General features: G+C 66.3%; 20 protein-coding genes and 2 pseudogenes. 4 read left to right on the top strand and 18 right to left on the bottom strand.

The window, feature by feature from the left end; translation table 11 throughout:
* Both Uis4E_RS12230 and Uis4E_RS12225 read left to right on the top strand, forming a co-directional pair.
* Nucleotides 1-307, top strand: a 307-nt coding sequence (locus Uis4E_RS12230; RefSeq protein ID WP_243394423.1) for a DUF4234 domain-containing protein, incomplete at its 5' end; no start/stop codon positions are given.
* A 15-nt stretch (nt 308-322) separates the two neighbouring features.
* A complete protein-coding gene (locus Uis4E_RS12225) occupies nt 323-469 on the top strand; it encodes a hypothetical protein (protein WP_243394421.1) in 147 nt (48 codons plus the stop codon).
* A gap of 67 nt (nt 470-536) precedes the next feature.
* Here the strand turns inward: Uis4E_RS12225 and Uis4E_RS07040 are convergent, their stop codons facing one another.
* The 8 genes and pseudogenes from Uis4E_RS07040 to Uis4E_RS07015 all read right to left on the bottom strand — a co-directional run bounded on the left by Uis4E_RS07040 (nt 537) and on the right by Uis4E_RS07015 (nt 11160).
* Entirely contained in the window at nt 537-1937 is a 1401-nt protein-coding gene (locus Uis4E_RS07040; RefSeq protein WP_165784898.1) for a metallophosphoesterase family protein, read from the bottom strand.
* 118 nt (nt 1938-2055) lie between these two features.
* On the bottom strand, nt 2056-2745 hold the full coding sequence (locus Uis4E_RS07035; protein WP_133125415.1) for a hypothetical protein: 690 nt from the start codon (nt 2743-2745) through the stop codon (nt 2056-2058).
* Between the two features lie 75 nt (nt 2746-2820).
* Nucleotides 2821-5094: a PASTA domain-containing protein gene (locus tag Uis4E_RS07030; protein WP_243394419.1), complete on the bottom strand. Its 2274-nt coding sequence runs from the start codon at nt 5092-5094 to the stop codon at nt 2821-2823.
* Between the two features lie 126 nt (nt 5095-5220).
* Nucleotides 5221-5286 (bottom strand): annotated as a pseudogene (locus Uis4E_RS12445) (zinc-ribbon domain-containing protein); the annotation flags it as partial.
* An 82-nt stretch (nt 5287-5368) separates the two neighbouring features.
* Nucleotides 5369-7654, bottom strand: a complete 2286-nt coding sequence (locus tag Uis4E_RS07025) for a PASTA domain-containing protein (protein WP_165784896.1) — start codon at nt 7652-7654, stop codon at nt 5369-5371.
* 78 nt (nt 7655-7732) lie between these two features.
* Nucleotides 7733-7798, bottom strand: a pseudogene (locus Uis4E_RS12440) (zinc-ribbon domain-containing protein); the annotation flags it as partial.
* Nucleotides 7799-7853: 55 nt separating this feature from the next.
* Nucleotides 7854-10388, bottom strand: a complete 2535-nt coding sequence (locus Uis4E_RS07020; protein WP_101622489.1) for a PASTA domain-containing protein — start codon at nt 10386-10388, stop codon at nt 7854-7856.
* A 151-nt stretch (nt 10389-10539) separates the two neighbouring features.
* Nucleotides 10540-11160, bottom strand: coding sequence for a DUF5701 family protein (locus Uis4E_RS07015; protein ID WP_101622488.1), 621 nt, complete (start codon nt 11158-11160; stop codon nt 10540-10542).
* 153 nt (nt 11161-11313) lie between these two features.
* On the opposite strand from Uis4E_RS07015, the gene asd reads away from it, so the two are divergent.
* Nucleotides 11314-12408, top strand: a complete 1095-nt coding sequence (gene asd / locus Uis4E_RS07010) for an aspartate-semialdehyde dehydrogenase (protein WP_101622487.1) — start codon at nt 11314-11316, stop codon at nt 12406-12408.
* Between the two features lie 1042 nt (nt 12409-13450).
* Here the strand turns inward: asd and Uis4E_RS07005 are convergent.
* On the bottom strand, nt 13451-14020 hold the full coding sequence (locus tag Uis4E_RS07005; RefSeq protein ID WP_101622486.1) for an ACT domain-containing protein: 570 nt from the start codon (nt 14018-14020) through the stop codon (nt 13451-13453).
* 36 nt (nt 14021-14056) lie between these two features.
* Nucleotides 14057-14821 (bottom strand): aspartate kinase, encoded by a 765-nt coding sequence (locus tag Uis4E_RS07000; RefSeq protein WP_101622485.1) that lies wholly within the window; start codon nt 14819-14821, stop codon nt 14057-14059.
* Nucleotides 14822-15970: 1149 nt separating this feature from the next.
* Between Uis4E_RS07000 and Uis4E_RS06995 the strand changes: the two genes are divergently transcribed.
* Entirely contained in the window at nt 15971-17305 is a 1335-nt protein-coding gene (locus Uis4E_RS06995) for an MATE family efflux transporter (RefSeq protein ID WP_101622484.1), read from the top strand.
* Nucleotides 17306-17309: 4 nt separating this feature from the next.
* Here the strand turns inward: Uis4E_RS06995 and Uis4E_RS06990 are convergent, their stop codons facing one another.
* The 8 genes from Uis4E_RS06990 to Uis4E_RS06955 form a co-directional block, all read right to left on the bottom strand.
* Entirely contained in the window at nt 17310-19232 is a 1923-nt protein-coding gene (locus tag Uis4E_RS06990) for a [protein-PII] uridylyltransferase family protein (RefSeq protein WP_101622483.1), read from the bottom strand.
* 166 nt (nt 19233-19398) lie between these two features.
* A complete protein-coding gene (locus Uis4E_RS06985) occupies nt 19399-19737 on the bottom strand; it encodes a P-II family nitrogen regulator (RefSeq protein ID WP_101622482.1) in 339 nt (112 codons plus the stop codon).
* Between the two features lies 1 nt (nt 19738).
* On the bottom strand, nt 19739-21025 hold the full coding sequence (locus Uis4E_RS06980; RefSeq protein ID WP_101622481.1) for an ammonium transporter: 1287 nt from the start codon (nt 21023-21025) through the stop codon (nt 19739-19741).
* Nucleotides 21026-21430: 405 nt separating this feature from the next.
* Nucleotides 21431-22705 (bottom strand): signal recognition particle-docking protein FtsY, encoded by a 1275-nt coding sequence (gene ftsY / locus Uis4E_RS06975; protein ID WP_101622480.1) that lies wholly within the window; start codon nt 22703-22705, stop codon nt 21431-21433.
* Nucleotides 22706-22855: 150 nt separating this feature from the next.
* Nucleotides 22856-23854 (bottom strand): ribokinase, encoded by a 999-nt coding sequence (locus Uis4E_RS06970; RefSeq protein ID WP_101622479.1) that lies wholly within the window; start codon nt 23852-23854, stop codon nt 22856-22858.
* A gap of 49 nt (nt 23855-23903) precedes the next feature.
* The gene (gene rbsD, locus Uis4E_RS06965) at nt 23904-24299 is read right to left on the bottom strand and encodes a D-ribose pyranase (protein WP_034529720.1); all 396 of its coding nucleotides are present in this window, start codon (nt 24297-24299) and stop codon (nt 23904-23906) included.
* Between the two features lie 54 nt (nt 24300-24353).
* The gene (locus Uis4E_RS06960) at nt 24354-25304 is read right to left on the bottom strand and encodes a D-ribose ABC transporter substrate-binding protein (RefSeq protein ID WP_101622478.1); all 951 of its coding nucleotides are present in this window, start codon (nt 25302-25304) and stop codon (nt 24354-24356) included.
* 109 nt (nt 25305-25413) lie between these two features.
* On the bottom strand, nt 25414-26403 hold the full coding sequence (locus tag Uis4E_RS06955; protein WP_101622477.1) for an ABC transporter permease: 990 nt from the start codon (nt 26401-26403) through the stop codon (nt 25414-25416).
* Between the last annotated feature and the right edge of the window lie 31 nt (nt 26404-26434).

The following is a 26434-nucleotide window of genomic DNA, read 5'->3' as shown; positions in this document are numbered from 1 at the left end:
CGCCACCGCGATGGAGCCCGCGCCGCAGCAACCCACCGTCGTCAACGTCGTGCAGGCGCCGCTCGCCCGCCAGCTCAAGACGAAGCGCAGTCTGCTCAAATACATCCTGCTCGGCATCGTCACGCTCGGCATCTACGACATCTGGCAGATGAGCGAGATCGGCGAGACGCTGAACATCATCGCGTCGCGCCGTGACGGCAAGCGCACGATGCACTACTGCCTCATGTTCTTCCTCGTCGGCGGCATCACGCTCGGCATCGGCTGGTTCGTGTGGTACCACCGCATGAGCTCGCGCATCGGCGACTAACAGCAGGCGCGCGGCATGCAGCCGACCGTCACCGCGGCCACGTACTGGCTGTGGGGCGTGCTCGGCATCCTCCTGTGCGGCGTCGGACCGTTCATCTACATGTACAAGCTGCTGCACGCGATGAACGACCTCTGCGCCGACTACAACCAGCGCGGCATCTGAACCAAATCCGAATCAACGAAACGGCGAACGCCGTCGCGACAGTATTGCCGCGACGGCGTTTGCCGTTTCAATGCCGCCGTCGCACCGCGCGCGTCAGCCAGTACGCGCCGGCGCCGGCGAGCGCGGCGATCGTGGCGAACACTTCGGGGCGGCGCAGCTCGTTGCGCACGGTCGCGCCGTCGGTCACGCAATGGTCCTCGAACCAGACGCGCAGCTCGTTGCCGGAGTAGCGGCCGACCAGATCGCCCCACGTGAGCATGTGCGTCACATAGTCGGCGGGATTCTCCTCGTGGAATTCGAACAGGCGGATGCCGCGGTAGCGTGACTTCGGCCCGTAGCATTCGAACCCGCAGGTCGGCGCATAGCCGAGGTCGATGCCGTCCGCGTGCCCGACGAACGCGTTCTTGTGGTCGTGGCCGCAGAACAGCGCGAAATAGCCGCCGGCCTCGCGCATCGCGTCGACTTCGCCCGCGTTCTCGTCGGCGCATCCGATGGCCTCGCCGAGCCGCGAGCCGGGCAGGCATTTGGATTCGTCGAGCACGTAGCAGCGTCCCGCGTGCGTGCGCGCGCCCTCCACCGCGTTCGGCGTCCAGGCGGGCACCTCCTTGAGCACGTCGTAGAACTCCTGCGGCGGGATGTGCTGGAACGCGATCGTCGGCACCGGTTTGCCGTCGCCGTTGCGGCCGCGCAGTTCGGCCTGCGCGTCGCCCAGCCAGTTGATCGCGTCGTTCGACGGCGTGCCGTAGCCGTCGGAGTCGGCGAGGTCGAGCCGGCGCGGGTTCGCCGCGTACAGCGGGTATTGCGCGTCGCGCTCGTCGGGCGTGTTCCGGTCCGCGTAGTCGCCGGAGTTGATCATCGTGACGCTCATCGCGATGCGCCCCGACCCGTCGGACGCTTCGACCGGCATCGCGAACGTGCCCGGTTCGAACGCGAGGTCGTCGGCGTCCGGCGCGAAGGCGTCCGGGTTCACGCATCCGGGGAATTCGCGGTAGATGTCGTCCTGTTCGTCGGCGAGGATGCCGCACTGGAAGTCGTGGTTGCCGTAGGTCGCGGCGAACGGCACGCCCGCGTTCATCACCGGGCCGAGGAACGCGGCGAACGTGGCGCGCACCTTGCCGCGCGTGTCGTCCATGAGCTCGTCGAGCGTGACGACGTCGTCGACGGGCGGCACGCTCGGATCGCGGCGTTGCGCCATGCGCCGCCGCACGCCCTGCAGTTTCGCCTCGATTTCGGTGATGAGGCGGACGCGCGCGCCGGGATGCTCGCCCCGGCGGCGCAGGAACGTGTCGATGTACGCGGGATCGTAGCCGCGGATCTGGTCGCCGGTGAAGACGACCAGATCGGGATCGGCGACGTGGATCGCCTCCTCGATGAGACGGATCGTGTCCTTGTCGACCTCCGGCTTGTCCTGGATGTCGGCCATCTGCAGCACGCGGAACGTGCCGTTCTTGCGAAAACGCAGTGTCATGGCACCCAGTCTAGTCGTGTGGCGGAGTCGCGTGATGCGATGTGCGGCACGACGCGACGACCATGCCGCGCCCACGCAACCCGCGCCATGCAACCCGGTCACGCGATGCGGCGGCACGTCATGACATGCGGAGGAACAGCGCGCCGGAACCGTGGTCGGCGGCCAGGACGACGGCCTTGCGGCTGGGGTCGAGGCCTCCCACGCCCCAGGCGCCCGTCGCGTCGCGGACCTCCTCCAGCGTGGTGCCGCCGGAATACCATCGCCATGTGCCGCATGGCGCCATGCCGCTGCCCTTCTTGGTCTTGTCGGTGTCCTTGTCGGTGCCGCTGCCCGCGACCTTGAGGGATTTCGCGTCGCATTGCAGCGTGTATCCGGTGTCGGTCTTCCTGATGGAGGAGAACCGGCCGGTGACGTTCACCGTGGTGGAGGGCGTGTCCGTGTTGAGGTGGGCGGTGTTCTCGTCGTCGGCGACCGTGTAGGCCGCGTTGAACGTGCCGTCGGAACGCAGGGTCAGATTGGTGCGGGAGATCGCCGAGCTCGACCACGAATAGTTGCCGGCGACCTCCTTGAACATCGCCTTCGACGCGGAGTCGCCGGAACCGCCGGAACCATCGGAACCGCTTGAGTCGCCGGAACCGGAGTCTCCGGATTGCCCGGCGTTCCCGGATGTTTGCGCGGACTCCCCGCCGGCGGAGACATGGGACGCTTTCCACGCCTCCACGTTGTAGCCGATCAGCATGCCCACGCCGAGCATGGCGATCGCCGCCACCACCGACACCACGGCGATCATCACCGTTCTACGGCTCATTGATTCCTCCCAACGTCAACCACGCCGAATCGCCAACACGTCATGATCTCTCGTTCCTTCCCGTTCGAGGACCGTCTATTCGACGAGATAAAGCACGTTCTCGTCGGTGGGAGGAATGTTCATGCGATAGGCCAGCAGTTTGATGAACGGCTTGGAACTGTCCGGCTTGGCCTGACCGGCGACCTGCGAGTCATTGTATGACGACTTGGCCAGTCCTTCGAGCTTGTCGCTGCTGACTCCGGCCGGCACGTAGACCATGTCCGCAGGCCGCTGAATCTGGTATTCCGCGTACGATGATCCGCTGCCGTAGCAGGCTTGGCCGCCTTTCTCGCTACCGCACCGATAATCGCTGTCCGGCCCCATGAGCTCGATGCCCACGTCCTCGGGCACGTTCCACCAGCCGTCGGTGTCCGTATCGTAGGTGACGGCGTGCAGCGTCGTCGATTTCGGATCGTCGGGGCTCAGCGAGAAGCCTTGCGTGCCGGATTCCTTGGCCTTGCCCTTCTTATCGATGGTGAGGCACAACGAATTGTCCTTCATGCAGTATTTGCCGGCGATCGGCGTGAAGTCGCCATCGCCGAGCGTGGAGCGAATCTCGGAGAGGGACATGTCCTTCGAGGACTTGGCGGATTTCTTCGACTTCATGTCGGAACCATCGGTCTTCTTGCCGGATTTCGTGCCGTCGGAGCCGGTGTCGATCTTCGCGTCGGCGAGCGACGACCAGTCATAATCGCCGGTGGAGTCGACGAGATAGTACGCGTTCGCATCGCTCGGTGCCGGCTTGAATCCGACCATGTCGTTCTTCGTGTTCGCGTTCATGTTGAACGGCACGAACGGGTTCGGCGTGCTGGACCCGGATCGCGCGGCCGTGGTCTTGTCGTACAGCTTCGGGTCACGGTACAGCAGGAACGGACGGTCCGTATCGACCTGCTTCTCCTTCTTCGCGGTCTCCAATGCGGACTTGTCGAAGTAGCCGTCGCTTTCCAGCTTGTCGAGCTTCGATCCGGCCGGCACGATCAGGAAGTAGTCCTGCATGTGGTATTCGGCCTTGCCGGAGCAGGACGATGAGCTGCCGTCGCGCTGCTTGGTGCCGTCGCACCAATAGTTCGTGAGGCTCTCGTAGGGCATCTCCTCGAACGCGCCGACGTTCTGCTTGAGCAGGAACGCGTCGTTGCCGCAGTACGGGTCGGATATGTTGGCGCAGGCGGTCAACATGCCGTATTCACCGTAATCCGTGCCGTCTCGGCCTTTCTCGTATGGCAGCGAGCCCGGCCCGAGATCCGCGGATTCACCGTCCAACGTGATGCAGTCGCCGTCGTTCCGGCACCATGTGCCGGCGGCGATGGACGACGATCCGAGCATCATGTGGGTGCCGGTCTCCGGCGAATCGTAAGAGAACGCCTCCTGCACATCGTCGGCGCCGATGCCCTCATACAACGTGACGTCGTCGCCGGAGTCGAGGGAGGAGCCGGGCGCCGGGTCGGAGCCGGTCACCTTGCCGATGTTCTTCTTCGTCGAGAAGCGCTTCTCGACGGTCACGTCGTAGCCTTGCGATTCGAGGTCGGATTCGACGTCGTCCACGTCCTTGCCGACGATGTCGGCGCCGAGACCGTCGCCCTTCGTGGCGACGCCCACGTAGATGCCGTCGTCCATCTCGTCCTTGGCGACCGCCTGGCCCTGATTCGGGTAGGTCGCCATGATCGTGCCTTCCGGCGTCTTCTTCGTGTCGGTGACGGTGATCTGCTTGTAGTGGACGGGCACGCCCATGTTCGCGAACGTGGAGACGACGCTCGTGGCCTTCTTGCCGACCGTGCCCTTCGGCACGCCCGGACCGGCGGACTCCCGCACGACGACGGTCGTGCCCGCGCCCACGCGGTCGCCCTGCTGCACGCCGTCGCCATAGCCGACGAACGTGCCGCTGTCTGCTCCGGAGAACACCTTCTCCGTGCGCGTGGCAAGTCCCTTCGCCTTGAGCGCGGCGGTCACGTCCTTCGCCTTGACGACGGATGCCTTCTTGCCGTCCGCATCCTTCACCTCGCTGGCGAGCGACGCCGGATCGGGCAGCGACTTGCCGCCCCACATCTCACTGCGGTACGTGAGGAACGCGACGATGCCGCCGACGACGACCAACGCCGCCACGACGATCGCGAGAATCAACGGCAGACGGTTCTTCTTCGCGGCGGTCGAGCCGGCACCGGAGGCGGTCGGACTGCTCGGCGTGCCGGGCACCGGCGGCAGCACCTCGGTCGCCGCGGCCGGCAGGGCTGACGCGTGCTGAGTCGCAGCAGCAGGCTGCGATGCCGCGGCGGCACCCGGCAGGGGCACCGAACCAGGCAGCGGCACTCCCATGCCCGGCCTCCCCGCCGTGCCGGCGCCGTTGGGCAACGGCACGCCCGCCGCGCCTGCACCGGCGGCTTGCCCGGCTGAACCGATGGCCCGCCCAGACGCCCCGGGAACGGCCGCGGGGCTCAACGCCGCCCCGCACTTCACGCAGAATCGCGCGCCGTCATCATTGCGCGTACCGCATTGCTCGCAGAACATCAGATGTTTCCTTTCCTCTTCTTTTTCCCCCCGGTCTTCTATATCGAGGTGCGTGATGGCATGAGTCGATTTGTCTATCCGTCTACTGTCGGTAACTCTGGAATGTGGCCTTGCCACCGTCATTGATGAGCAGCGGGGTCTTCCATGAATCGCCGTCCTCTCCCGAAACCGAGACCAGCCATGATTTGACTTCGACCTTCGTGTTCATGTCGTCATACGGAGTGCCCGCAGGATACCAGTGCCAAGTGGTGCACGGGTCGACCGCCCAATACGGATCGGAACTCTTGCCTGATGCCGAATCGGCCAGTTTCAACGCATCGGCGTCGCATTGCAAATCGTATCCGCCGGCATCGTTCTTTTTCATCGACTTGAACTTCCCCTGGAATTTGGATTCCACGCGATCCGCAGTCGCATTGGACTGGCCGGGGCCGGGATTCGCCACGCTGTTCTTGCCGGAGAACGTGCCGTCGGCCTTCACGACGATCTCGGTGTAGTCCGATCCGTCGCCGTTCTCCCAACGGTATGTGTCGGCCACCGCCTTGAACGAGGCGGTGCCGGCCGAACCGCCGGACCCGTTGCCGGACTGCTTCGCGCTCGGCTGCTTCACCTGGGCGTCGGGGAGGGACGACCAGTCGTAGGATGCGCCGGTTCCGACGAGATAGTAGGCGGACGCGTCGGTCGGGGCCGGCTTGAACTTGGTCACACTGGCCTCGTCACCGCTGTAGCCGTTGTACGGCACGAACGGATTCTGCATGTCCATCGACGTGATGTCGACGGTGGTCTTGTCGTACTGCTTCGGGTCGCGGTACAGCAGGAACGGGCGGGTCGTGTCCACGGCCTTGGCCTTCTTCGCATCCGCGAGCGCGGTCTTGTCGAAGTATCCGTTCGCTTCCAGCTGGTCGAGTTTCGCGCCGACGGGCACGACCACGTACATGTCCTGCATGCGGTATTGCGCGCCCTGCATCACGCTGTCGAAGTCGAAGGTGCCGCCGCTGTACCCGTAATCGCCGGTACATCCGCCGAGGAATGAGCCGTCGCCGCCCTTCGGCGTGTCGTCGCCGCAGAAGTAGCCGGTGAGGCTCTGATGCGGCATGAGTTCGAACGCGCCGGTGTCGCCGTCGATCAGATAGCCGGCCTTCTTGTTGCTGCAGTATGCCTGCTGTACGGCGTCGCAGGCGATGAGCATGTCGTCGTAGCCGTTGCGCTCGTAGTCGATGCCGTCGCGTCCCTGCCCGTAGGGAATCTGCCCGTTGCCGTATTGGGCGTCCTCGTTCTTCGCGTCGAAGGTGATGCAGTCGCCCGCGTTGTTGCACCATGTGCCGGCGGCCACGGCGGACGAGCCGAGCAGCCCGTCACCGTAGACGCTGTCGCTGGTGGTGTCCGTGTACGCGTCCTTCACGCCGCTCGCGTCGATGCCGTAGTACAGCGTGACGCTGGCGCCGCTGGACACGTCGCTGCCGGGCGCGGGATCGGAGCCGACGATCTTGCCGACGTTCGCCTTTGCGGCGAGACGCGGGTGCAGGGTCACGTCGTATCCCTGCGATTCCAGATCGGATTGCGCCTTGCCTTTGTCCGTGCCGATGATGTCCGCGCCGATGCCGTCGCCCTTCACGGCGACGCCGATGTCGATGCCGTCGTCGAGCTGGTCCTCGGGCACGCCTTGGCCGTCGGCGGGGCTTGTGGCGACGATCTGGTTCTCGGGAATCCTCTTCGTGTCGGTGACGATGATCTTCTTGTAGTGGATGGGCACGCCCATGCTCGCGAACAGTTCGGTCATCTGGTCGACGTTCTTGCCGACGGTGCCTTTGGGCACGCCGGGGCCGGCGGACTCCTCGACGGTGACGGTGCTGCCCGCCTTCACGCGTTGGCCCTGTTGCGCGCCGGAGTAGCCGACGAACGTGCCGACGTCCTGTCCGGAATACACTTTGACGGTTTTCGTCGTGAGGCCTTTGGCCTTCAGCGCGTCGGTCACGTCCTTCGCCTTCACGGCGGACGCCTTGCCGCCGTTCGCGTCGGTCACCTCCTTGGCGATCGACGCCGGATCGGGCAGCGTCTTGCCGCCCCACACCTCGGCGCGGTAGGTGAGGAAGGCGACCAGCGCCGCCGCGACGACGGCGAGCGCGGCGACAATCGCGATGATGAGCGGCTTGCGGTTGCGCGGGGCGGCCGCCGCGACGGCGGGACCTGTGCCGCCGCCGGGCGTGCCGGATGATCCGTTGGCCGCAGGATTGGGATTGGCCCCGACCCCGGACGGAGACGGCACAGGGCCGGGCATCGGCACCGGCGGTTGTCCGCCGTGCGGGGCCTGCGCCGGCATGCCGTCGAGTACGGTGCCGTCCGCCAGGGGAACCGGGCGACCATTCGGCATGGGCACGGCGTGTGGCACCGCCCCCGGCTGACCCGGCCCGGCGGCGGCACCGGTTCCGCCGTTGGGATCGACCAATGGCGCACCGCAGCTGCCGCAGAATCGCGCGCCGTCATCGTTGCGTGTACCGCATTGTTCGCAGAACATCGGTCATGCTCCTTTCCGGCCCGATATCAGGACGCCGGGCCATCCGTATCCGAACTCAGTTACCCAAGTCGAAGAACGTGTATTCCATGTCCGAGGATTCGGTGTTGTACAACGCCGGACCGGGCAGTTCGGAGGAGTTGGCCACCGTGCTGCCGAGACCGCCGGAGAACATGAGCTGGTCGTCGCTGAGCTGCGCCGTGTCGTAGCCCTTCGGGTAGAGCGTGAACTCGCCGCACGGGTCCATGCCGGCCGGCTTGACGGTGGTCACCTGCATGCCGTCCTCGATGCGGGACGTGCCGATTTCGCCGTCGACCTTGAACGCGCTGGCATCGCATTGCAGCGTGTACGTGCCATCGCTGTTCTTCTTCGCCGACTTGAACCTGCCGGTGTAGTTCGATTCGGAGCGCGACCCGTTCGGATGGTCATCGCCCATGTCGCCCATGTCCGTGTCGTAGTACGAGCCCTTGAACGTGCCGTCCTCGCTGATGGTGAGGCTCGCGCCCCACGCGCCTGCGCCGGAGCCCATCCCGTATTCGGCGGCGCCGGCCTTCATGGCCTCGGCGAGGGTCTTGTCCATCTTCGAGGATTTGCCGGAATCGTCGGACGAATCCTGCTTCGTGCTCGTCTGCTTCACCTTCGCGTCGGGCAGGGAATCCCAGTCGAGGTCGCCGTTCTGTTCGACCAGATAGTACACGGTCGAATCGCTGGGCGCGGGCTTCATGCCGACGAGATGGTTCGTGCCCTTGTCATTGGTCGGCACGAACGGGTTCTTGAGATAGCTCGTGCCGTCCGCGGAGACCTTGGTCTCGTTGTACAGGCTGGGATCGCGCATGACGATGAACGGACGCGACGTGTCGACCGCCTTCTGCTTCTTCGCGGATTCCAACGCCTTCGAATCGAAGTAGCCGGCATCCTCGAGCGACTTCACGTCCGTGCCGACCGGGGCGTACACGAGGAAGTCCTTCATATTGAAGGTCTCGCCGCTGTTGCCGCCGCTCGGGAAGTCGTCCATGTCGGACACCTTCCCGTAGGTGCCGGACTGGCAATATTCGAGCATGGCGCCGGTCATCACCGTGTCGCCGCAGTTCGGCAGGCCCATGCCGGCGTACAGTTCGAACGCGCCGGTCTTGCCGAGCAGCAGATGGTTCGCCATCGGCAGATCGCTCGCGCTCATCGACCCGGCGCCCTTCGTGGAGACCATGACGCCATCCACGCCTTGCGAGAAGTTGTTGAGCCCCAACGTGTCGAAGTCGTTCGACGGCTCATGCCCCTTGATCTGCAGGAAGCCGCCGCCTTCGCTATCGCCGTACGGGCCTTCCGCCTCCTCCAAGGTGATGCAGTCCTTGGAGGCGTCTTTCACCTCGGACTTGCAGTACATGCCGATCATCGGCGTGGCGTTGTGCCTGGTCACGTCCATCTCGTAATCGCCGGAGCCGGTGGTCTGAGTGAGCAGATCCATGGTGCTGGACTTGTCGACGCCGTAGTAGAGCGTCACGCTGTCGCCGGATTCCAGCGACGAGCCGGGCGCCGGGTAGGAGCCGGAGATCTTGCCCACGTACTGCTTGGACGAGTAGTGCGGTTCCAGATCCACGTCGTAGCCCTGCGATTCGAGCTCGCTGACCGCCTTGTCCTTGTCCATGCCCATCACGTCGACGGGGATGCCGTCGCCCTTCGAGGCGACGCCGATGTAGATGCCGTTCTCCATCTCGTCATCGGTCAATCCCACGCCCGGCGCCGGGTAGGTGGTGCTCACCTGACCCTCCGGCGTCTTGCTGTCGGAGGAGATCACGACCTGCTTGTAGTGGACCGGCACGCCCATCTGCGCGAACAGGTCGACCACCTTGTTCACGTTCTTGCCGACCGTGTCCTTCGGCACGCCCGGGCCGGCCGATTCCTGCACGGTCACCGTCGATCCCGCGTCCACGCGGTCGCCCTGCTTCGCACCCGAATAGCCGAGGAACACGCCCTTGTCGGAACCGGAGAAGACCTGCACGGTCTTCGTCTTCAATCCCTTCGCCTTGAGCGCCTCAGTCACGTCCTTCGCCTTGACGACCGACGACTTCTTCTTGCCCTTCGCGTCGGTCACGCTCGTCGCGACGGACGCCGGATCGGGCAGCGTCTTGCCGCCCCACACCTCGCTGCGGTACGTGAGGAACGCGACGATGCCGCCGACGACGACCAACGCCGCCACGACGATCGCGAGAATCAACGGCAGACGGTTCTTCTTCGCGACGGCCTGCGCGCCGCCGTCACCGGAACCGCCGTCACCGCCGCCGGGAAGAGCGCCGCCGGGACCGGCGGGGGCGACCGGCGGCAGCGTGGTCGTCGCCGCGGCATCGGCGGGATTCGCCGGGGACGACTGCCCGGTGGGCGCCGGAACCGGCGCGCCGGGCATCGGCACGGCCGGGCGCGGCGGCACGGACGCGCCCGACGGGCCGGGGACGGGCGGCACTGCGGCGCCGGGAGCCGCTGGAACCGGACCCGGCACGCCGCCCGTGACCGTCGCATCGCCCTGAGGCAACGGCGCGCCGCACTCGGCGCAGAACCTGTAGCCACCCTCGTTGGCGGCACCACATCTCGTGCAGATCATCTTCGTTCCTTACTCTCCATATGAACGATGAACTGCCCTCAGTCTACCCGCCGCGCATATCGCCGGTAGATATGTACCGGAAACGCGTCGGAACGGCGTTTCGGCGTGTCGCGCCGGGCTTCGCCGCAGTAGCCGGACGCCGTCACGTATCTCAGATGAACAGGCTCACGCCGCGCCGCGCGATGCAGTAGGCGTTGCCGAGCCACGTGTGGCGCGAATTCGGCCAGACCGCGCCCAGTCGCGGCGCGTTCTGGCTCATCCAGATGCTCGGCACGCGGCCGTCGGCCGAACGCGATCCGAGCAGGTTGAAGCCGTTCTTCTCCAACAGCCATTCCGGATGCTGCGTGGCGATCGCAAGCCCCTCCTCCAATGTGAGCGGCAGACGCTCGTCCGAGTCGATGAGCTTGCGCGCCACATCCGGTTCGCGGTTCACGTAGCAGGTGCCGGTATGCGGGTCGACGACCAGGTAGAACGGCCCCTCCGGCGGCTCGAAGCCGTCCTGCGGCAGGAAGCTGGCGATGTCGCGCGGCGGCATCGTCGTGAAGCCGGCCATGCGGTAGATGGAGGTTCGCGCAATCAGCGACTCCGGCGAGACCAGCTCGCGCGTCGGCACCAGCAGGATGTTCGTGCCGAGATCGGAATGCTCCAACGCCTCGATGAGCGGGTTCGCGAGCGCGCGGAACGCGGCGGCGCTCATATCCGCCACATCCGGGTACCCCAACGCCACGATTCGATCGAGCTGCCTGCGCGCTTCCTGAGATGCAATCGACATGCCTCCTAGCGTACCGCGCGCGGCGGCGTACCGCACCACAGCGTACCGCGCGCAGGCCATCATGCGGAAACGCGTGCGACGCGCCGCAAACGGTTCCGTAGAATGGATATCCACGTGTGTAACCGCCCATCCATCTCACCCAAGGGGTTTGCTATGTCCGAAAAACTGAAGGTCGGCGTGCTCGGCGCGACCGGCATGGTCGGCCAGCGTTTCATCACGCTGCTGGAGAACCATCCGTGGTTCGAGGTGACGACGCTCGCCGCGTCCGCGCATTCCGCCGGCAAGACGTATGAGGAGGCGGTCGGCGACCGTTGGAAGATGGAAGCGCCGATGCCCGAGTACGTCAAGCACATGACGGTGGTCGACGGCGACGAGGCCGAGAGGGTCGCCGCGGGCGTCGATTTCATGTTCTCCGCGGTGAACATGCCGAAGGACCAGATCCGCGCGATCGAGGAGCGGTACGCGAAGACGGAGACGCCGGTCGTCTCGAACAACAGCGCCCACCGTTGGACCCCGGACGTGCCGATGGTCGTGCCGGAGATCAACCCGGAGCATTTCGCGGTGATCGAGCATCAGCGCAAGAGGCTCGGCACGACGCGCGGATTCATCGCCGTCAAGCCGAACTGCTCGATCCAGGCGTACACGCCGGCGCTGGCCGCGTGGAAGGAATTCGAGCCGCGCGAGGTGGTCGTGAGCACCTACCAGGCGATCTCCGGCGCAGGCAAGACGTTCAAGGACTGGCCCGAGATGGTGGGCAACATCATCCCGTTCATCTCCGGCGAGGAGGCGAAGAGCGAGAAGGAACCGCTCAAGGTGTTCGGCCACGTGGACGACGCGAAGGGCGAGATCGTCCCGTTCGAGGGGCCGCTGCGCATCACCTCGCAGTGCATCCGCGTGCCCGTGCTCGACGGCCACACCGCGACCGTGTTCATCAACTTCGGCAAGAAGGCGACGAAGGAGGAGCTCGTCGACCGTCTCGTCAACTACACGTCGGAGGCGGCCCGTCTCGGTCTGCCGCACGCGCCGAAGCACTTCATCCAGTACCTGACCGAGGACGATCGTCCGCAGGTCAAGCTGGACGTGGACTATGAGGGCGGCATGGGCGTGTCGATCGGCCGCCTGCGCGAGGATTCGATCTTCGACTGGAAGTTCGTGGGATTGGCGCACAACACGCTGCGCGGCGCGGCTGGCGGCGCGCTCGAATGCGCCGAGATGCTCAAGGCGCTGGGCTACATCACGAAGAAGTAGGTCGGGTTCGGCCGCAGCCTGACCACCCCGGGATTCATCCCGCGCCTGACTCCCCATACGAAGGCCCGTGTCCGCCGGATAAGTCCGCGGCACGGGCCTTTCACGTGGGGGCCTCTTGCGTGGCTCCCCATGCGATTGTCGCCATGGACCTCCCCGCGTTCTTCCCCCCACTGGTTCGCGCAGTTGGGTTACGAGCCCGGCAGGGTTGGCAGAACCTCACGTTTCTAGAGGTCGACATTCCAGAGGCTCGCCACATAACCCGGCAGAGTCCCGTTCCGCATTTGAATGCGAGAATCATGCTCTCCCTCAACACGATGGAGGCGGGTCTGCGACTTGAGGGAGAACCTCGTTCCGCATCCGGAATCGGCCATCAGAAGCCGCTTTCGCCAAAACCGCCATTTTCCAAGGATTGTGGCACAGACGATATTCTCCCTCAAACGCGATTCAGCCATTCCTGAAGTTGAGTGGCGAATCGGTCTCTCCCCCAAGTCCGAAAACAGGTAAAACCAAGTTGAGGGAGAGGCTTTTCTTCGCCCCCAACCCGGATGAAACGTTATAACGCGCTTGAGGGGCAACACATAAGCAACAATAGGCCTTGCACATAGGCCGTCACGACCGGATACGCATACAGCCATGTCCGGGCAACCGAAGGCACGAGGACTCCGCAGCATCCCCGACGAACACCGGGTTCCGTCTGCGCCTACCTCCCACGTTCTCCCCGGCAATTTCGTCTCGAGTCCCTGTAGTTTTCTTCCGTACAAGAAAATGACCGCCATTTTTCAGATTTCTTCTTCCATGGAAGAAGAAATCCCCGGCATGCGCGCCGAGGACAGGCGAGGGCGAACCGCATGCACTGCATCCGTGAGATTCGTGATATCCAGTCTCAGCGGACAGCGAGATTCGGAGACCACCCAATCTCCGATATCCGGCATCAAGAATAGAAACGCCCTCCCGCGCAAAGCAGGAGGGCGTTCAAACCGGAATCCTCGGAGAAGCGGCCGGCTGCCGGAGTCCATCCACCGCCGGCCCGTCTACCGGAGAATCACCGGCCGGTGCCGCCGTAGACGACGGCTTCCACCTTGTCGGCGTCGAGGCCGTAGGCGGTGTGGAGGGCCTTGACGGCCTCGTTGAGCTGATCGAGCGGCACGAGCGCGGCGATGCGAATCTCGGAGGTGGAGATCATCAGCACGTTGATGCCCTTGTCGCTCAGCGCCTGGAAGAACTTGGCGGCGAGACCGGAGTGGGTCTTCATGCCGACGCCGACGACCGCGACCTTGCCGACGTTCGGATCGACGTCGAACGCCTTGTAGTCGAGCGCGTCGTGCGCGTCGAGCAGCGCGTTCTCGACGGCCTTGACGGATGCCTCCGGCACGGTGAAGGAGATGTCGGCGGTGCCGGCGGAGGATCCGGCCTGCACGATCATGTCGACGTTGATGCCGGCGGCGGCCAGCTCGGTGAACACCTTCGCGGCCATGCCCGGCTCGTTCGGCACGCCGCGCACGGTGGCGAGCGCCTCGCTGCGGTCGTGCGCGATGCCGGAGATGACCGGGGCCTCCGGTCCGAGGTCGGGGAACAGGTCGCCCATCGATTTGGTTTCGTTGTTGTCGCTCATGGTGATGATGTCGCTTTCGGTTCGTTACGTTACGGTTCAGTCGAGGTTCGGCAGGCTGCGCGGGTCGACGCCCTCGGGCACGACGAGCGTGCCGGGACGGTGCGAGAAGGAGGAGCGCACGTGCAGCGGCATGTTGAATCGTTGCGCGTATTCGACGCAGCGCAGCGCGAGCACCTTCGAGCCGCACGACGCCATTTCGAGGATCGCGTCGTAGCCGATGTACGGGATGCGGCGCGCGGTGGGCACGATGCGCGGGTCGGCGGTGAAGATGCCGTCCACGTCGGTGTAGATCTCGCAGATGTCGGCGCCGAGCGCGACGGCGAGCGCGACGGCGGACGTGTCGGAGCCGCCGCGGCCGAGCGTGGTCGCGTCGCCCTTCGCGTTGATGCCCTGGAAGCCGGCGACGATGGCGACGTCGCCGAGGGAGAGCGCGTTCTTCACACGGTCCGGCTTGACGGCCTTGATGTGCGCGGCGCCGTAGCGGGCGTCGGTGAAGAAGCCGGCCTGTTGTCCGGTGAACGAGTGGGCGCGGCTGCCTTCCGCGTGGATGGCCATGGCGAGCAGGCTCATGGAGATGCGTTCGCCGGCGGTCATCAGCATGTCCATCTCGCGCTCCGGCGGGTTGGAGTCGATGCTCAGCGCCTGGTCGATGAGATCGTCGGTGGTGTCGCCCATCGCGGAGACGACCACGGCGACCTTGTTGCCTTTTTTCTTCGTTTCGACGACGCGCTTGGCCACACGTTTGATCGAATCGGTATCGGCGACCGACGAGCCGCCGTACTTCTGCACGATGAGAGCCACTGCTATCCAATCTTCTTCCGCTGCCTCCCGTCCTCTCGTGGGACGGGAGCGTTTGCCGCATATGCTACGTAAACGCAATGATTATAAGGAGGGGCATACGACCCCCGCGAACCCACGCCACCATGCGGACACGCGGGGATTGGCGGCGTTCCGGGCCGCGCGGCGTCTCCGGACGTCCCGACACGGGCGCATCCCGGCACGCCCCGGCACATCTCCGGCACGTCTCCGGCACATCCCGCATCCCAACGTATCCGCGTATCTCGGCGTATCCTACGGGGATTGCCATGGTGTTCCAAGGTTTTCGCATCGTTGCGTTGAGGTTCGCGCGGTTATATGGAATCACCGGCGAACGGAAGCCACCACGGTGAACCCCATCACCACAGGCGGCGGAAGCGGACCGGCGAGGACGATTCCTTCTTCCCGTCCCCATAACGATAACTGAACACCTTCTTTCTTCTTCCTCTCTCCTTCGCGAACGACCCGGCCCCCATCGGCCGGGTCGTTCGTTTTGCGCGGGGCTCGTGTTGGTCGTGTCCCGTATCGGCCACGTCCCGCACACCCCCTCAGTCGCGCTTTGCGCGACAGCTCCCCCTGAAGGGGGAGCAAGGAAGGGGTGGCCCCGTTCCGGCTATCCATTGCGGTTGTCTGCGATTATCCATTGCGGCTGTCTTCGGCTATCCACCGCGACCGCGTACGGTTATCCACCATAGATATGGCGCATGGGCGAGCCACTCACAACTAGATGTGGAAAAACGGGTAGTTATCCACCGAGTTGTCCACAATCAGCCACCGTGATGCCGCGACACGCCGAATGGCGTTGTGGATAAGAAAAAGTTATCCACATTTTCACCCCGGTTTGCCGCTTGAAATCCACTGAGTTATCCACACTATGGGGATAACTTGGTGGATAACTTGGGGATAACGTGTGGATTACTTTCCCACCCATGGACACCGACTTGCGCGACACGTAACACCGTGGTAACAGCATCGGAATCGCGCATGAACGGACAGTGAACGCCGGCGTGCCCCCGGCGACTACCCCTCAGTCGGCTTTGCCGACAGCTCCCCTGACAAGGGGAGCCGGGAGGCCGGAATCCTCTCGACTACAGTGGACGGGCGGAAACGACCGACGACGAGCAGGAGCATGAGATGACCACCGACCACCGCCACACCACCGCGCGGATCGCGGCGTTGGCGATTCCCACGTTCGGGCAGCTCATCGCCGAACCCGCGTTCATCCTCATCGACACGGCCATCGTCGGCCATCTCGGCGAAGCCCCGCTCGCCGGACTGTCCATCGGATCGACGATCGTCCTCACCACCGTCGGCCTGTGCGTGTTCCTCGCCTACGGCACCACCTCGCAGGTGGCGCGGCTCATCGGCGCCGGACGCCGCCGCGAAGGCCTCGAAGCCGGCATCGACGGCATGTGGCTCGCGCTCGGCATCGGCATCGTCGTATCCGCCATCCTGTTCCTCGCAGGCCGGCCGCTGTGTGCGGCGCTCGGCGCGGAAGGCCCCGTCCTCGACCAGGCGCAACACTATCTCAATGCGATCGTCTTCGGCCTGCCGGGCATGCTGCTCGTCTACGCGGCGAACGGCATCTTCCGCGGACTCCAGAAGGTCCGCATCACCCTGATCGCCGCCGTCGCCGGCGCGATCGTCAACACGCTCTTGGACATCCTGTTCGTCATCGCGCTCGGCTGGGGCATCGCCGGCTCCGGCGCGGCCACGCTCATCGCGCAATGGTTCATGGGAGTCTTCCTCACCGTGCCCGCGATCCTGTGGTCACGCGCGGAAGGCGCGTCCATACGGCCGCGGCTCGCCGGCATCGCGCACAGCGCGGGCGACGGCGTGCCGCTGTTCCTGCGCACGCTCGCCCTGCGCGCCTGCCTCGTCGCGACCGTCATGCTCGCCGCGCGCATGGGCGTGACCGTGCTCGCCGCATACCAGGCCGTCAACGCGACGTGGAATTTCGTGCTCAACATGCTCGACGCGATCGGCATCGCCGGACAGGCGCTCGTCGCCGCCGAACTCGGCGCGCGGCGTCGCGCCGGTGCGCGCGCGACGACCGCCGCGACCGCGCGCGCCGGCGCCATCGCGGGCGCGGCGATCGGCATCGGCATGATCGCGGTCGGCTTCGCCGCCGCTCCCCTGTTCTCGCCGGACGCGGCCGTCCGGTCGCTGATCGTCGTCGGCATGGTCACGCAGGGCGTGTTCCTGCCGTTGTGCGGATGGATGTGGGCGCTCGACGGCATCCTCATCGGCGCCGGCGACTACCGCTATCTGGCCGCGACGTGCGGCATGACCGCCGTCGCGTACCTGCTCGCGCTCGCCGGCGTCGGCGCGCTCGCCGGCACGGCGGCGCTCGACGCTCCGGCCGCGCGCATGGTCGCGTTGTGGGCGGTGTTGAACGTCGTGTTCATCGGATTGCGCGCGACGTTCAACGCGATCCGCGCGCACGGCGACGCGTGGATGGTCGATTGAGCGGCTACAGGTGATAGCGGGTGGCGGCGACCATCTGCTTGACGAGGGTCTCGCGCCACGTGCTCCAACCGTATTTCTTCGTGATGGCCTCCTCGGAGGTCGCGCCGAGCGAGGAGCCGTCGGCGCGCGTCAGATCGTAGAGCATGTCGAGCAGCATCGGATCGTGGCGCAGCCGGTTCGCGAGATCGGAGCCGGTGTTCGGATCGTTCGGATTGCGGCCGGTCGCGAACTCGCTCAACGTGAGATGCTCGCGCACCAGCAGCGTCACCATGCGGATCGTGTCCGCGTCGTAGCCCATGCGCTTGAGGATCACCGGCGCGTGGCGCGCGCCCTCCGCCGCATGGTCGGCGACGCCGGGACGCTTGCCGATGTCGTGCAGGATGCCGGCGAGCAGCAGCGCGGTGTAGTGCGCGTCATCGTACTGCGGCACGCGGGCGCCCGCGCCGGACGCGCCGGAGCCACCGGTACCGCCCGCGCCGAGTACGACGCCCGCGGACCGGCCTTCGCGGTCCGCGGCCGACGGGAATCCGATTGTGCGCGTGAGGCGCGAGACGACCTCCACGGAATGACGGTCGATCGTGTAGCGGTGCGCGGCCGACACCGACGGACGATTGCGGATGCCCAGCCATTCCGGCATCCACTTGCCGGGGATGTCGTCGAAGTCGATCTCCTCCCACACGCGGATCAGCTCGGGCCCGGACGCGAGCAACCGCACGAACAGGTCGCGCGTCGTCGCATCCCACCGGTTGCTGTGGATCGGGCATCGACGCAGGTTCTCCAACGTGCCCGGATTGATCGGGAGCCCCTGCCGTGCCGAGGCGAGCGCGACGCGCAGCGCGAGCGAGGCGTCGCGCGACGGGTCGGCGCCGGGCGCGAGCACGATCTCATGCTCGTGCGCGGCCACGCCGGGCGCGACCACATCGAATTTCGGCGCCTCGCGGCGGCCGCCGGCGCGTTGCGACATCATCTGGAAGAACGCGAACCGCGGTTTCTCGTGCGTGAGCGAATGTTGGGCGCGGGAGGCGGTCGAGTCGAGCGAGAACGCGATGCGACGGCCGATGCGCGCGAGCAGCGTCTGCAGGTCGTCGATCGACTTCGCCTCGCGTTCGCCGCCCGCGGGCAGGGTCGGGTCGGCGAGGCCGAGCATCGCGGCGACCTTGTCCTGATAGCGCACGAGCAGCAGGTTCGTGTCCTTGTTCGCGGCGAGGTGGATGCAGTCGCGCACGTCGAGCAGCCGTTCGACCGCGTCGTCGTAGACGCCGTGCGGACGGTCGGCGAGCCAGGAGACGGCGAGCGCGGAGACGAGCACCGAGTCGCGCAGGCCGCCGCGCGCCTCCTTGATGTCCGGCTGGTTGATGTATTGGAGGCGGCCGAATTCGTCGAGGCGGCTCGTGGCGGAGGCGAGCAGTTCGGGCAGGCGTTTGCGCGCGGCCTTGCGCCAGCGTTCGAGGATCGAATCGGCGGTGGTGCGGATGAGGTCGAGGTCGCCGGCGACGGGCTCCACGTCGAGCCATCCCATCGCGGCGGGCAGGTCATGGTCGGTCACGGATTCGCACTGCTGGCGAGTGCGCACCGAATGGTCGAGGTCGAGGCCGGAATCCCACAGCGGGTACCAGAGCTTGTTGGCGAGCTGGTTGAGATGCTCGTCGTTGAGGGCGTGCGGATCGTAGATGAGGACGAGGTCGAGGTCGGAGCTGGGGCCGATCTGGCCGCGGGCGAGCGAGCCGACGGCGGCGAGGCCGATGCCGTGGTCCGGCACGTCGAAGCCGACGTTCGTCTTCGCCTCGTTCCAGAGGCGTTTCAGGCAGTCCATCGCCAGTGCGGTGCGGGCCTTGCGTTTCGCCGCGCCGTCGCGGTAGACGCCGTCCGCGTCCGGCTGGCTCATCGCCATGAATCGTTGTTTGAGACCATCGACCGCCGATGCCATTTCGCGTGTGCTCCTTATGTAAGAAGGTCCCCGCACGGCTCGGGGGCTGCGTGCGGGGACCTCTTGTCTATTGATGGTCCGACCCTTCCCGGCGGTCAGTGAACGATACGCGCCGGGAGGGAGGGACGTCTGTGATGACCGAACCGGTCGGAACCGGTCGGATCGGTCAGATCGCGGCGGAACCGGACTCGCCGGTGCGCACGCGCGTCACCGAGTCGAGCGGGGCGACCCAGACCTTGCCGTCGCCGATGGTGCCGGTGCCGGCGGCCTTGACGATCACGCCGACGAGCGTTTCGGCGTCGGCGTCGTCGGCCAGGACCTCGACGCGGATCTTCGGGATCAGGTCGACGGTGTATTCGGCGCCGCGGTAGACCTCGGTGTGTCCGCGCTGGCGGCCGTAGCCGTTCGCCTCGGAGACGGTCAGACCATGCACGCCGGCGGCCGCGAGGGCCTCCTTGACGTCGTCGAGCTTATGGGGCTGAATGATTGCGGTGATGAGCTTCATCTCACCTCACCTCCTTGAGGACGGAGCTGGCGGTACCAGCAAAATCGTAGGCACGTTCGCCCTGGTCGGCAAGGTCGATGCCGCCGACTTCCTGGGCTTCGGTGACGCGCCAGCCGATGGTCTTCTCCAGCGCGAAGGCGATGATGCCGGTGATCACGGCGGAGTAGACGATGGCGGACAGCGCAATGAGGATCTGCACGACGAGCTGCTTCCAGTCGCCGCCGGCGAACAGGCCGGTGCCCTCGCCGAAGAAGCCGATGAGGACGGTGCCGGTCACGCCGCCGACGCCGTGGACGCCGACGACATCGAGGGAGTCATCGTAGCCGAGCTTGAACTTGAGGCCGCAGGCGAGGCAGGTGAGCACGCCGGCGATCGCGCCGAGCACGATGGCCCACAGCGGGGAGACGACATCGGCGGCCGGGGTGATGGCGACCAGGCCGGCGACCATACCGGAGGCGGCGCCCATCGCGGTGTAGTGGCCGGAACGGATCTTCTCGGTGAAGCCCCAGGAGAGCATGGCGGCGGCGGTCGCGGCGGAGGTGGACACCCAGGCGTAGCCGGCGGTGCCGTTCGCGGCGAACGCGGAGCCGGCGTTGAAGCCGAACCAGCCGAACCACAGCAGGAAGGCGCCGAGCATGACGAACGGGACGTTGTGCGGGCGGAACGGCTGCGTGCCGAAGCCCTTGCGCTTGCCGATGATGAGGACGATGATCAGCGCGGCGACTGCGGCGTTGATGTGGACGACGGTGCCGCCTGCGAAATCGTGGGCGGCGGCGCCGATGGCGGTGGAGATCGCGCCGTCACCGGACAGCAGACCGCCGTTCCAGACCATGTGGGCCATCGGGGCGTAGTCGAACGTGACCCACAGCGCGACGAAGATCATCCACGTGCTGTACTTGACGCGCTCGGCGATGGCGCCGCAGATCAGGCCGACGGTGATCATCGCGAAGGCGACCTGGAAGGCCACGTCCACGGACACCGGGTAGTTGTTGGAGTTCAGGCCGGTCGTGGTGAACACGCCGTCCTTGGCGACCATCGAATCCTTCAGCAGGAAGCCGGAGGCCGGATCGCCGAAGATGCCGGCGACGTCGGTGCCGGCGTACGCGATCGACCAACCCCACAGGGTCCAGACAATCATCGTGACGGACAGCGCGGCCGCCTCAAGCATGAACATGTTCAGCACGGCCTTCGCACGGACCATGCCACCGTAGAAGAACGCCACACCCGGCGTCATGAGGAAAACCAGGGACGCGGAAGTCAAAATCCATGCGGTATTTCCGGAATCCATGTCTACCTCCCTCTCTTTCACATCTTCGCTCCGTCGCGCGGGCGGAGTCGTTCGTTCTTTCGTCGTCCCCCTCGTGGGGGCTAACGGTTCGATAGTGAACGCCCGGATGGTTTTCGTTTCGTTACGGCAGGTTACGCGATTGTTAATCGCCGATGGGCTTCCGGGAGCGCGTGCGACGGCGGCATGCGGCGGTTTTCCGCCGGAAACGCGAAGGTCCCGAATCATGTTTCCAACATGATTCGGGACCTGTGTCGCGGGCGCCGCGCGGGGTGCGCCGGTTCACGATGCGGACCGATGCGGGCTCACTCGCGTATGCGCGCCGCCATGACCACCCTCAGTCGGCCTGCGGCCGACAGCTCCCGCCGGCGGGAGCGGGCGACGGCACGCGCAGGCGGCGTAGGCGTGTCAGGCGAGGATGCCGTCGACGAAGCCCTCCGGGTCGAACGGCGCGAGGTCGTCGGGGCCTTCGCCGAGGCCGACGAGCTTGACGGGCACGCCGAGCTCCTTCTGCACGGAGATGACGATGCCGCCCTTCGCGGAGCCGTCGAGCTTGGAGAGCACGACGCCGGTGATGCCAATCGCCTCGGCGAACACCTTCGCCTGGGTCATGCCGTTCTGGCCGGTGGTCGCGTCGAGCACGAGCAGCACCTCGTCGACGGGAAGGTTCTTCTCGGTGACGCGGCGGATCTTGCCGAGCTCGTCCATCAGGTTCGCCTTGTTCTGGAGGCGTCCGGCCGTGTCGATGATGAGCACGTCGGCGTCCAGCTCCTTGGCCTTGGCGCTCGCCTCGAACGCGACGGACGCCGGGTCGGCGCCGTCCTTGTCGGAGCGGACGACCGGCACGTCGACCTTCGCGCCCCACGTTTCGAGCTGGTCGGCGGCGGCGGCGCGGAACGTGTCGGCCGCGCCGAGCACGACGCTCTTGCCTTCGGAGACGAACAGGCGGGCGAGCTTGCCTGCGGTCGTGGTCTTGCCGGTGCCGTTGACGCCCACCATGATGATGACGCCCGGACGGTTCGCGCCCGGCTTGTCCGCGTTGAGGGTGCGGTCGGTGTCGCGGCCGACCAGGTCGAGCAGCTTCTCCTTCAGAGCGGCGCGCACCTCGGCCGGATCGGCCTTGCCGGTGACGCGCGCGTCGGTGCGCAGTTCGTCGACGAGCTGTTCGGAGGCTTCGGCGCCGACGTCGGCGAGCAGGAGCGTGTCTTCGACGTCCTCCCAGTCGGATTCGGAGAGGTTGTCCTTCGCGAGGATGTTGAACAGCGCCTTGCCGAACGGATTGTTCGACTTGGCGAGCTTCGCCTTGAGCCGTGCGAGCCTCCCGCCCACCGACTCCGGCGTCTCCACCTTCGCCGCCGCCGGCTCAGGTTCCAGCTCCTGCGCGGGCGCCGCCTCAGGCTCGGGTACGGACGCGGACGCGGGCTCCGCCTCGGGCGCGGGCTCCGCGGCCTCCGGCTCGTGTTCCTCGCCCCCGCTGGCGGGGGCTGTCGGCGCAGCCGACTGGGGGTGGTCCGTGCCAGCCGCGCCGGAGGGAGTTTCCGGAGGCAGGTCGCGGCGCGCCTGACGCTCCTCGATCGTTTTGTCAAGATCGCGCTTGCGCGACTTGGAGAACCAGACCGCCAACAGGATCAGGACGATCGCGACTACGGCGACGCCGACCATGGCCAATGTATTGCTATCCATGACCCCCAGTGTAACGATGGCCGTCACCCACCCAGCCCCGCTCCCCTCCCATCACGCCCCGCCCCACATACAACAACGGTTCCCTCCTCGGTCGTCCATGGAAAACCGTGGCCGACCGGGGAGGGAACCGTGATCGCTCCGGAGGGAATCCTACGCGAACCGTGCGCGGATCTGCTCGGCGGTGCCGTAGGAGGCCTGCGCGCCCAATCCGGTCGCCGCGTACGCGGAAACGTAGGAGGCGAGACGCGCGCTGTCCGGCAGGGACCGCCCGGCGGCGAGGCCGGCGAGGATCGTGCCCATGAACGAATCGCCGCAGCCGGTCGTGTCGACCGCGTCGACCTTCACCGGCGCGACGCGGTGCACGTCGTCGCCGTCGATGACGACCGAGCCGTCGCCGCCCAGGGTGACGACCGCCTGCTCGTAGCCGAATCCGTGCATGCGGGCGGCGATCGCGTTCCAGTCCTCGCCGTCCCAGTCGCCGTCGGACGGCTCGTCGATGCCGAGCAGCTGCGCCATCTCATGCTCGTTGACGAGCAGGATGTCGGAGGCGGCGATCAGCTCGGCGGGCAGTTCGGGCACGAACGGCGAATCGTTGAGCAGCACCTTCAGTCCCGCGTCGTGGCAGAGCTTCGCGCACGCGGTGACGGTCTCCATCGGCGCTTCGAGGCACAGGCCGAGCACCTTCGCCTCGGTGAGCGCGGCGGCGGAATCCGCGACGTAGTCGGGCGTCACCTTGCAGTTGGAACCGGCGGAGTAGATGATCGTGTTCTCGCCGCCCGCGTCGACGGCGATCACCGTGGTGCCGGACGGGCCGGACACGTGCGCGACGTGCGCGGTGTCGACGCCCGCCTCGCCCAGATGCGTCAGCAGGAAGTCGGCGTTCGCGTCGTCGCCGACCGCGCCGAACATGCGCACGTTCGCGCCGATGCGCGCGGCGGCGGCCGCCTGGTTGGCGGACTTGCCGCCGGGCAGCAGCGTGAGCGGGCCGCCGTTGACGGTTTCGCCGGGCTGCGGCAGGCGCTGCGTGGTCACCGTGTAGTCGACGTTCATCGATCCGATCACGGAGACGAGCGCGTCCGTGGCGTCGATGTCGTACAGCAGGTCGAGCGCGGCGGCGCCGGTCGCGGGGGCCTTCACATTGTCGGTCATGTCGTCATCCTTTCCTTCTCGCGCGTGTGTGCGTTCGTGCGACGGACGGTCAGAACGGGACGCCGCAGCGGAAGATCACGTTCGCGTAGGGCGTGGTCTCGCCGGTGCGGATCACGAAGCGCACGCCTTCGACGTTCGCCTTGAATCCTTCGTCGCCATCGTGCGGCACGTAGCTGAGCGGAACCTCGAAGCGATCCTTGACCCACTGTTCGGCGACGGTGCCGCGCGCCTCCTCGGCCATGAGGCCCTCCTCGAGCACGAGTTCGCCTTTGAGCGCGTCGAGCACCTCCTCGAAGGTGGGCACGCCGAGCACGACGGCGAGGTCGATGATCTCGATGCCCGGCTGGACGGGCAGGCCGGCGTCGGAGATGACGAAGCGGTCCTTATGGCGCAGGCCGGCGAGCGCGTGGGCGAGTTGGGCGTTGATGATGCCGTGGGTGAGCATGGTGGTTCTCCTGTTCCTCTTCGAACTGGTGATGGGGTGAGGCGATGGGTCGCGTCAATGGAAGTCGGCGACGTTCTCCTTGGTGACGGTCTTCACCTCGATGGATTCGGTCTTCTGGACGCTTTCGCCCTTGATGGCCTTGACCGCCGCCTCGACGGCCTTCTTGCCGAGCTCCTTCGGCTGCTGGGCGATCGTGCCGACCATGGTGCCGGAGTTCACGGCCTTGAGGCCGTCCTCGGTGCCGTCGAAGCCGAAGATCTTCACGTCCTTGCCGGCCTTGGCGCCGAGGGACTGGACGGCGCCGAGCGCCATCTCGTCGTTCTCCGCGTAGATGCCGACGACGTCCGGGTTGGACTGCAGCAGGTTGGTGGTCACGTTGAGGGCTTCGGCGCGGTCGAAGTTCGCGGTCTGCTCGGCCACGACCTTGATGCCGGAGTACTTCTTGATCTGCTTCTTGAAGCCGTCGCCGCGGTCGCGCGTGGAGGCGGCGCCCGGCGTGCCCTGCAGGATGATGACGTCGCCCTTCTCGCCGATCGCCTTGGCGAGCTCGTCGGCGGCCTGGGCACCGCCGGCCACGTTGTCGGAGGCGATGTGGCTGGTCACGTCCTCGCCGGTGACGGAACGGTCGACGGAGATGACCGGCATGCCGGAGCTGAGCAGCGGGGCGACGGCCGGCGAGGCGGCGTCGGAGTCGACCGGGTTGATGATGACGGCCTTCGCGCCCTGCGATTGCGCGTTCTGCGCCTGGTTCTGCTGGGTGGCAGAATCGTTCTGCGCGTCGGAGACCATGAGCTCGACGCCGAGGTCCTTCGCGGCCTCCTGGGCGCCGTCGCGCAGGTCGACGAAGAACGGGTTGTTGAGCGTGGAGACGAGCAGGGCGACCTTGTCGCCGCCGGAGGAGGAGGTGCCTCCGCAGGCCGCGGCGCCGACCATCATGGTTCCGGCGCACACGATGGCGAGGGCGGCGCGGACGGTCTTCTTGAAGGCGGGGTTGAGGTTGAACATCGTTGTCTTCTTTCTCTATGTGGTTGTGATGTGGGTATGTGGTTGTGGTGTGGGTTGGTTGGGTACTGCTTCGTTGCGGTTTGATTGGATTTGGTTGGGTTGGGGGCGATCAGTGGGTGTCGACCTTGCGGCGCAGGGTGTCGAAGCTCACCGCGAAGGCGATGACGAGACCGATGACGACCTGCTGCCAGAAGGAGGACACGTTGAGGATGTTGAGGCCGTTGCGGATCACGGCGAGGAGGATCGCGCCGATGAACGTGCCGGAGATCTTGCCCTTGCCGCCGGAGAGGGACGCGCCGCCGATCACGACGGAGGCGATGGCGTCCATCTCGTAGCCGGAGGCGGCCTGAGGCTGGGCGGAGTGCAGTCGACCGGCGATCACGAGGCCGGCGACGGCGGCGAACACGCCGGAGAGCACGTACACCATGATCTGGGTCTTGTGCACGGAGATGCCGGACAGGCGGGAGGCCTCCATGTTGCCGCCGACCGCGTACATGGAGCGGCCGATGCTGGTGAAGTTGAGGATGACGGCGGCGATGACGCCCATGATGATCATCATCACGATCGGCATCGGGATGCCGGCCACGGTGGAACCGAAGAAGTTGACCATGCCGGAGGTGGAGATCGGGCGGCCGTCGGAGATGACGAGCGTGAGGCCTCGGGCGACGGACATCATGGCGAGCGTGGCGATGAAGCCCGGCAGCTTGAGGTACGCGTTGGCGAGACCGGAGAGCGCGCCGAACACGGCGCCGGTGAGGATGCCGATGAGGATCGTCACGAGCGGCGGCATGCCCATCGAGGCGCCGGTGTAGGCGACCAGCATGCTGGAGACGGCGGCGACCGAACCGACGGACAGATCGATGCCGGCCTCGACGATCACGAACGTCTGGCCGAACGCGAGGATGGCGACGGTGGCGGCCTGGACGCCCACGTTGAGCATGTTGGGCCCGGTGAGGAACGCCGGGGTGGCGATCGACAGCGCGATGCACAGGATGATCAGGCCGATGAGGGCTCCGTTGCGGGAGGCGAACCTCTTCACCTTGTCCAGCGCGGTGGTGTTGCCGGAATCATATCCGAGCTTGGCTTCTTTGGCGGTCATTGCAGTGTTCTCCTTGTAGTGTTTCGACTTC

It is taken from the genome of Bifidobacterium parmae (genome assembly GCF_002860365.1).
GTDB lineage: Bacteria > Actinomycetota > Actinomycetes > Actinomycetales > Bifidobacteriaceae > Bifidobacterium > Bifidobacterium parmae.
Note: the sequence above shows the minus strand (reverse complement) of the source record. Positions and strands in the feature narration are given on the sequence as shown.

Excerpts from the sequence above, each read along its gene's own strand:
- Uis4E_RS12225 (WP_243394421.1), top strand. The coding sequence starts at position 323 with ATGCAGCCGACCGTCACCGCGGCCACGTACTGGCTGTGGGGCGTGCTC.
- Uis4E_RS07040 (WP_165784898.1), bottom strand. The coding sequence starts at position 1,937 with ATGACACTGCGTTTTCGCAAGAACGGCACGTTCCGCGTGCTGCAGATG.
- Uis4E_RS07035 (WP_133125415.1), bottom strand. The coding sequence starts at position 2,745 with ATGAGCCGTAGAACGGTGATGATCGCCGTGGTGTCGGTGGTGGCGGCG.
- Uis4E_RS07030 (WP_243394419.1), bottom strand. The coding sequence starts at position 5,094 with ATGGGAGTGCCGCTGCCTGGTTCGGTGCCCCTGCCGGGTGCCGCCGCG.
- Uis4E_RS07025 (WP_165784896.1), bottom strand. The coding sequence starts at position 7,654 with ATGCCGAATGGTCGCCCGGTTCCCCTGGCGGACGGCACCGTACTCGAC.
- Uis4E_RS07020 (WP_101622489.1), bottom strand. The coding sequence starts at position 10,388 with ATGATCTGCACGAGATGTGGTGCCGCCAACGAGGGTGGCTACAGGTTC.
- Uis4E_RS07015 (WP_101622488.1), bottom strand. The coding sequence starts at position 11,160 with ATGTCGATTGCATCTCAGGAAGCGCGCAGGCAGCTCGATCGAATCGTG.
- asd (WP_101622487.1), top strand. The coding sequence starts at position 11,314 with ATGTCCGAAAAACTGAAGGTCGGCGTGCTCGGCGCGACCGGCATGGTC.
- Uis4E_RS07005 (WP_101622486.1), bottom strand. The coding sequence starts at position 14,020 with ATGAGCGACAACAACGAAACCAAATCGATGGGCGACCTGTTCCCCGAC.
- Uis4E_RS06995 (WP_101622484.1), top strand. The coding sequence starts at position 15,971 with ATGACCACCGACCACCGCCACACCACCGCGCGGATCGCGGCGTTGGCG.
- Uis4E_RS06990 (WP_101622483.1), bottom strand. The coding sequence starts at position 19,232 with ATGGCATCGGCGGTCGATGGTCTCAAACAACGATTCATGGCGATGAGC.
- Uis4E_RS06985 (WP_101622482.1), bottom strand. The coding sequence starts at position 19,737 with ATGAAGCTCATCACCGCAATCATTCAGCCCCATAAGCTCGACGACGTC.
- Uis4E_RS06980 (WP_101622481.1), bottom strand. The coding sequence starts at position 21,025 with ATGGATTCCGGAAATACCGCATGGATTTTGACTTCCGCGTCCCTGGTT.
- ftsY (WP_101622480.1), bottom strand. The coding sequence starts at position 22,705 with ATGGATAGCAATACATTGGCCATGGTCGGCGTCGCCGTAGTCGCGATC.
- Uis4E_RS06970 (WP_101622479.1), bottom strand. The coding sequence starts at position 23,854 with ATGACCGACAATGTGAAGGCCCCCGCGACCGGCGCCGCCGCGCTCGAC.
- rbsD (WP_034529720.1), bottom strand. The coding sequence starts at position 24,299 with ATGCTCACCCACGGCATCATCAACGCCCAACTCGCCCACGCGCTCGCC.
- Uis4E_RS06960 (WP_101622478.1), bottom strand. The coding sequence starts at position 25,304 with ATGTTCAACCTCAACCCCGCCTTCAAGAAGACCGTCCGCGCCGCCCTC.
- Uis4E_RS06955 (WP_101622477.1), bottom strand. The coding sequence starts at position 26,403 with ATGACCGCCAAAGAAGCCAAGCTCGGATATGATTCCGGCAACACCACC.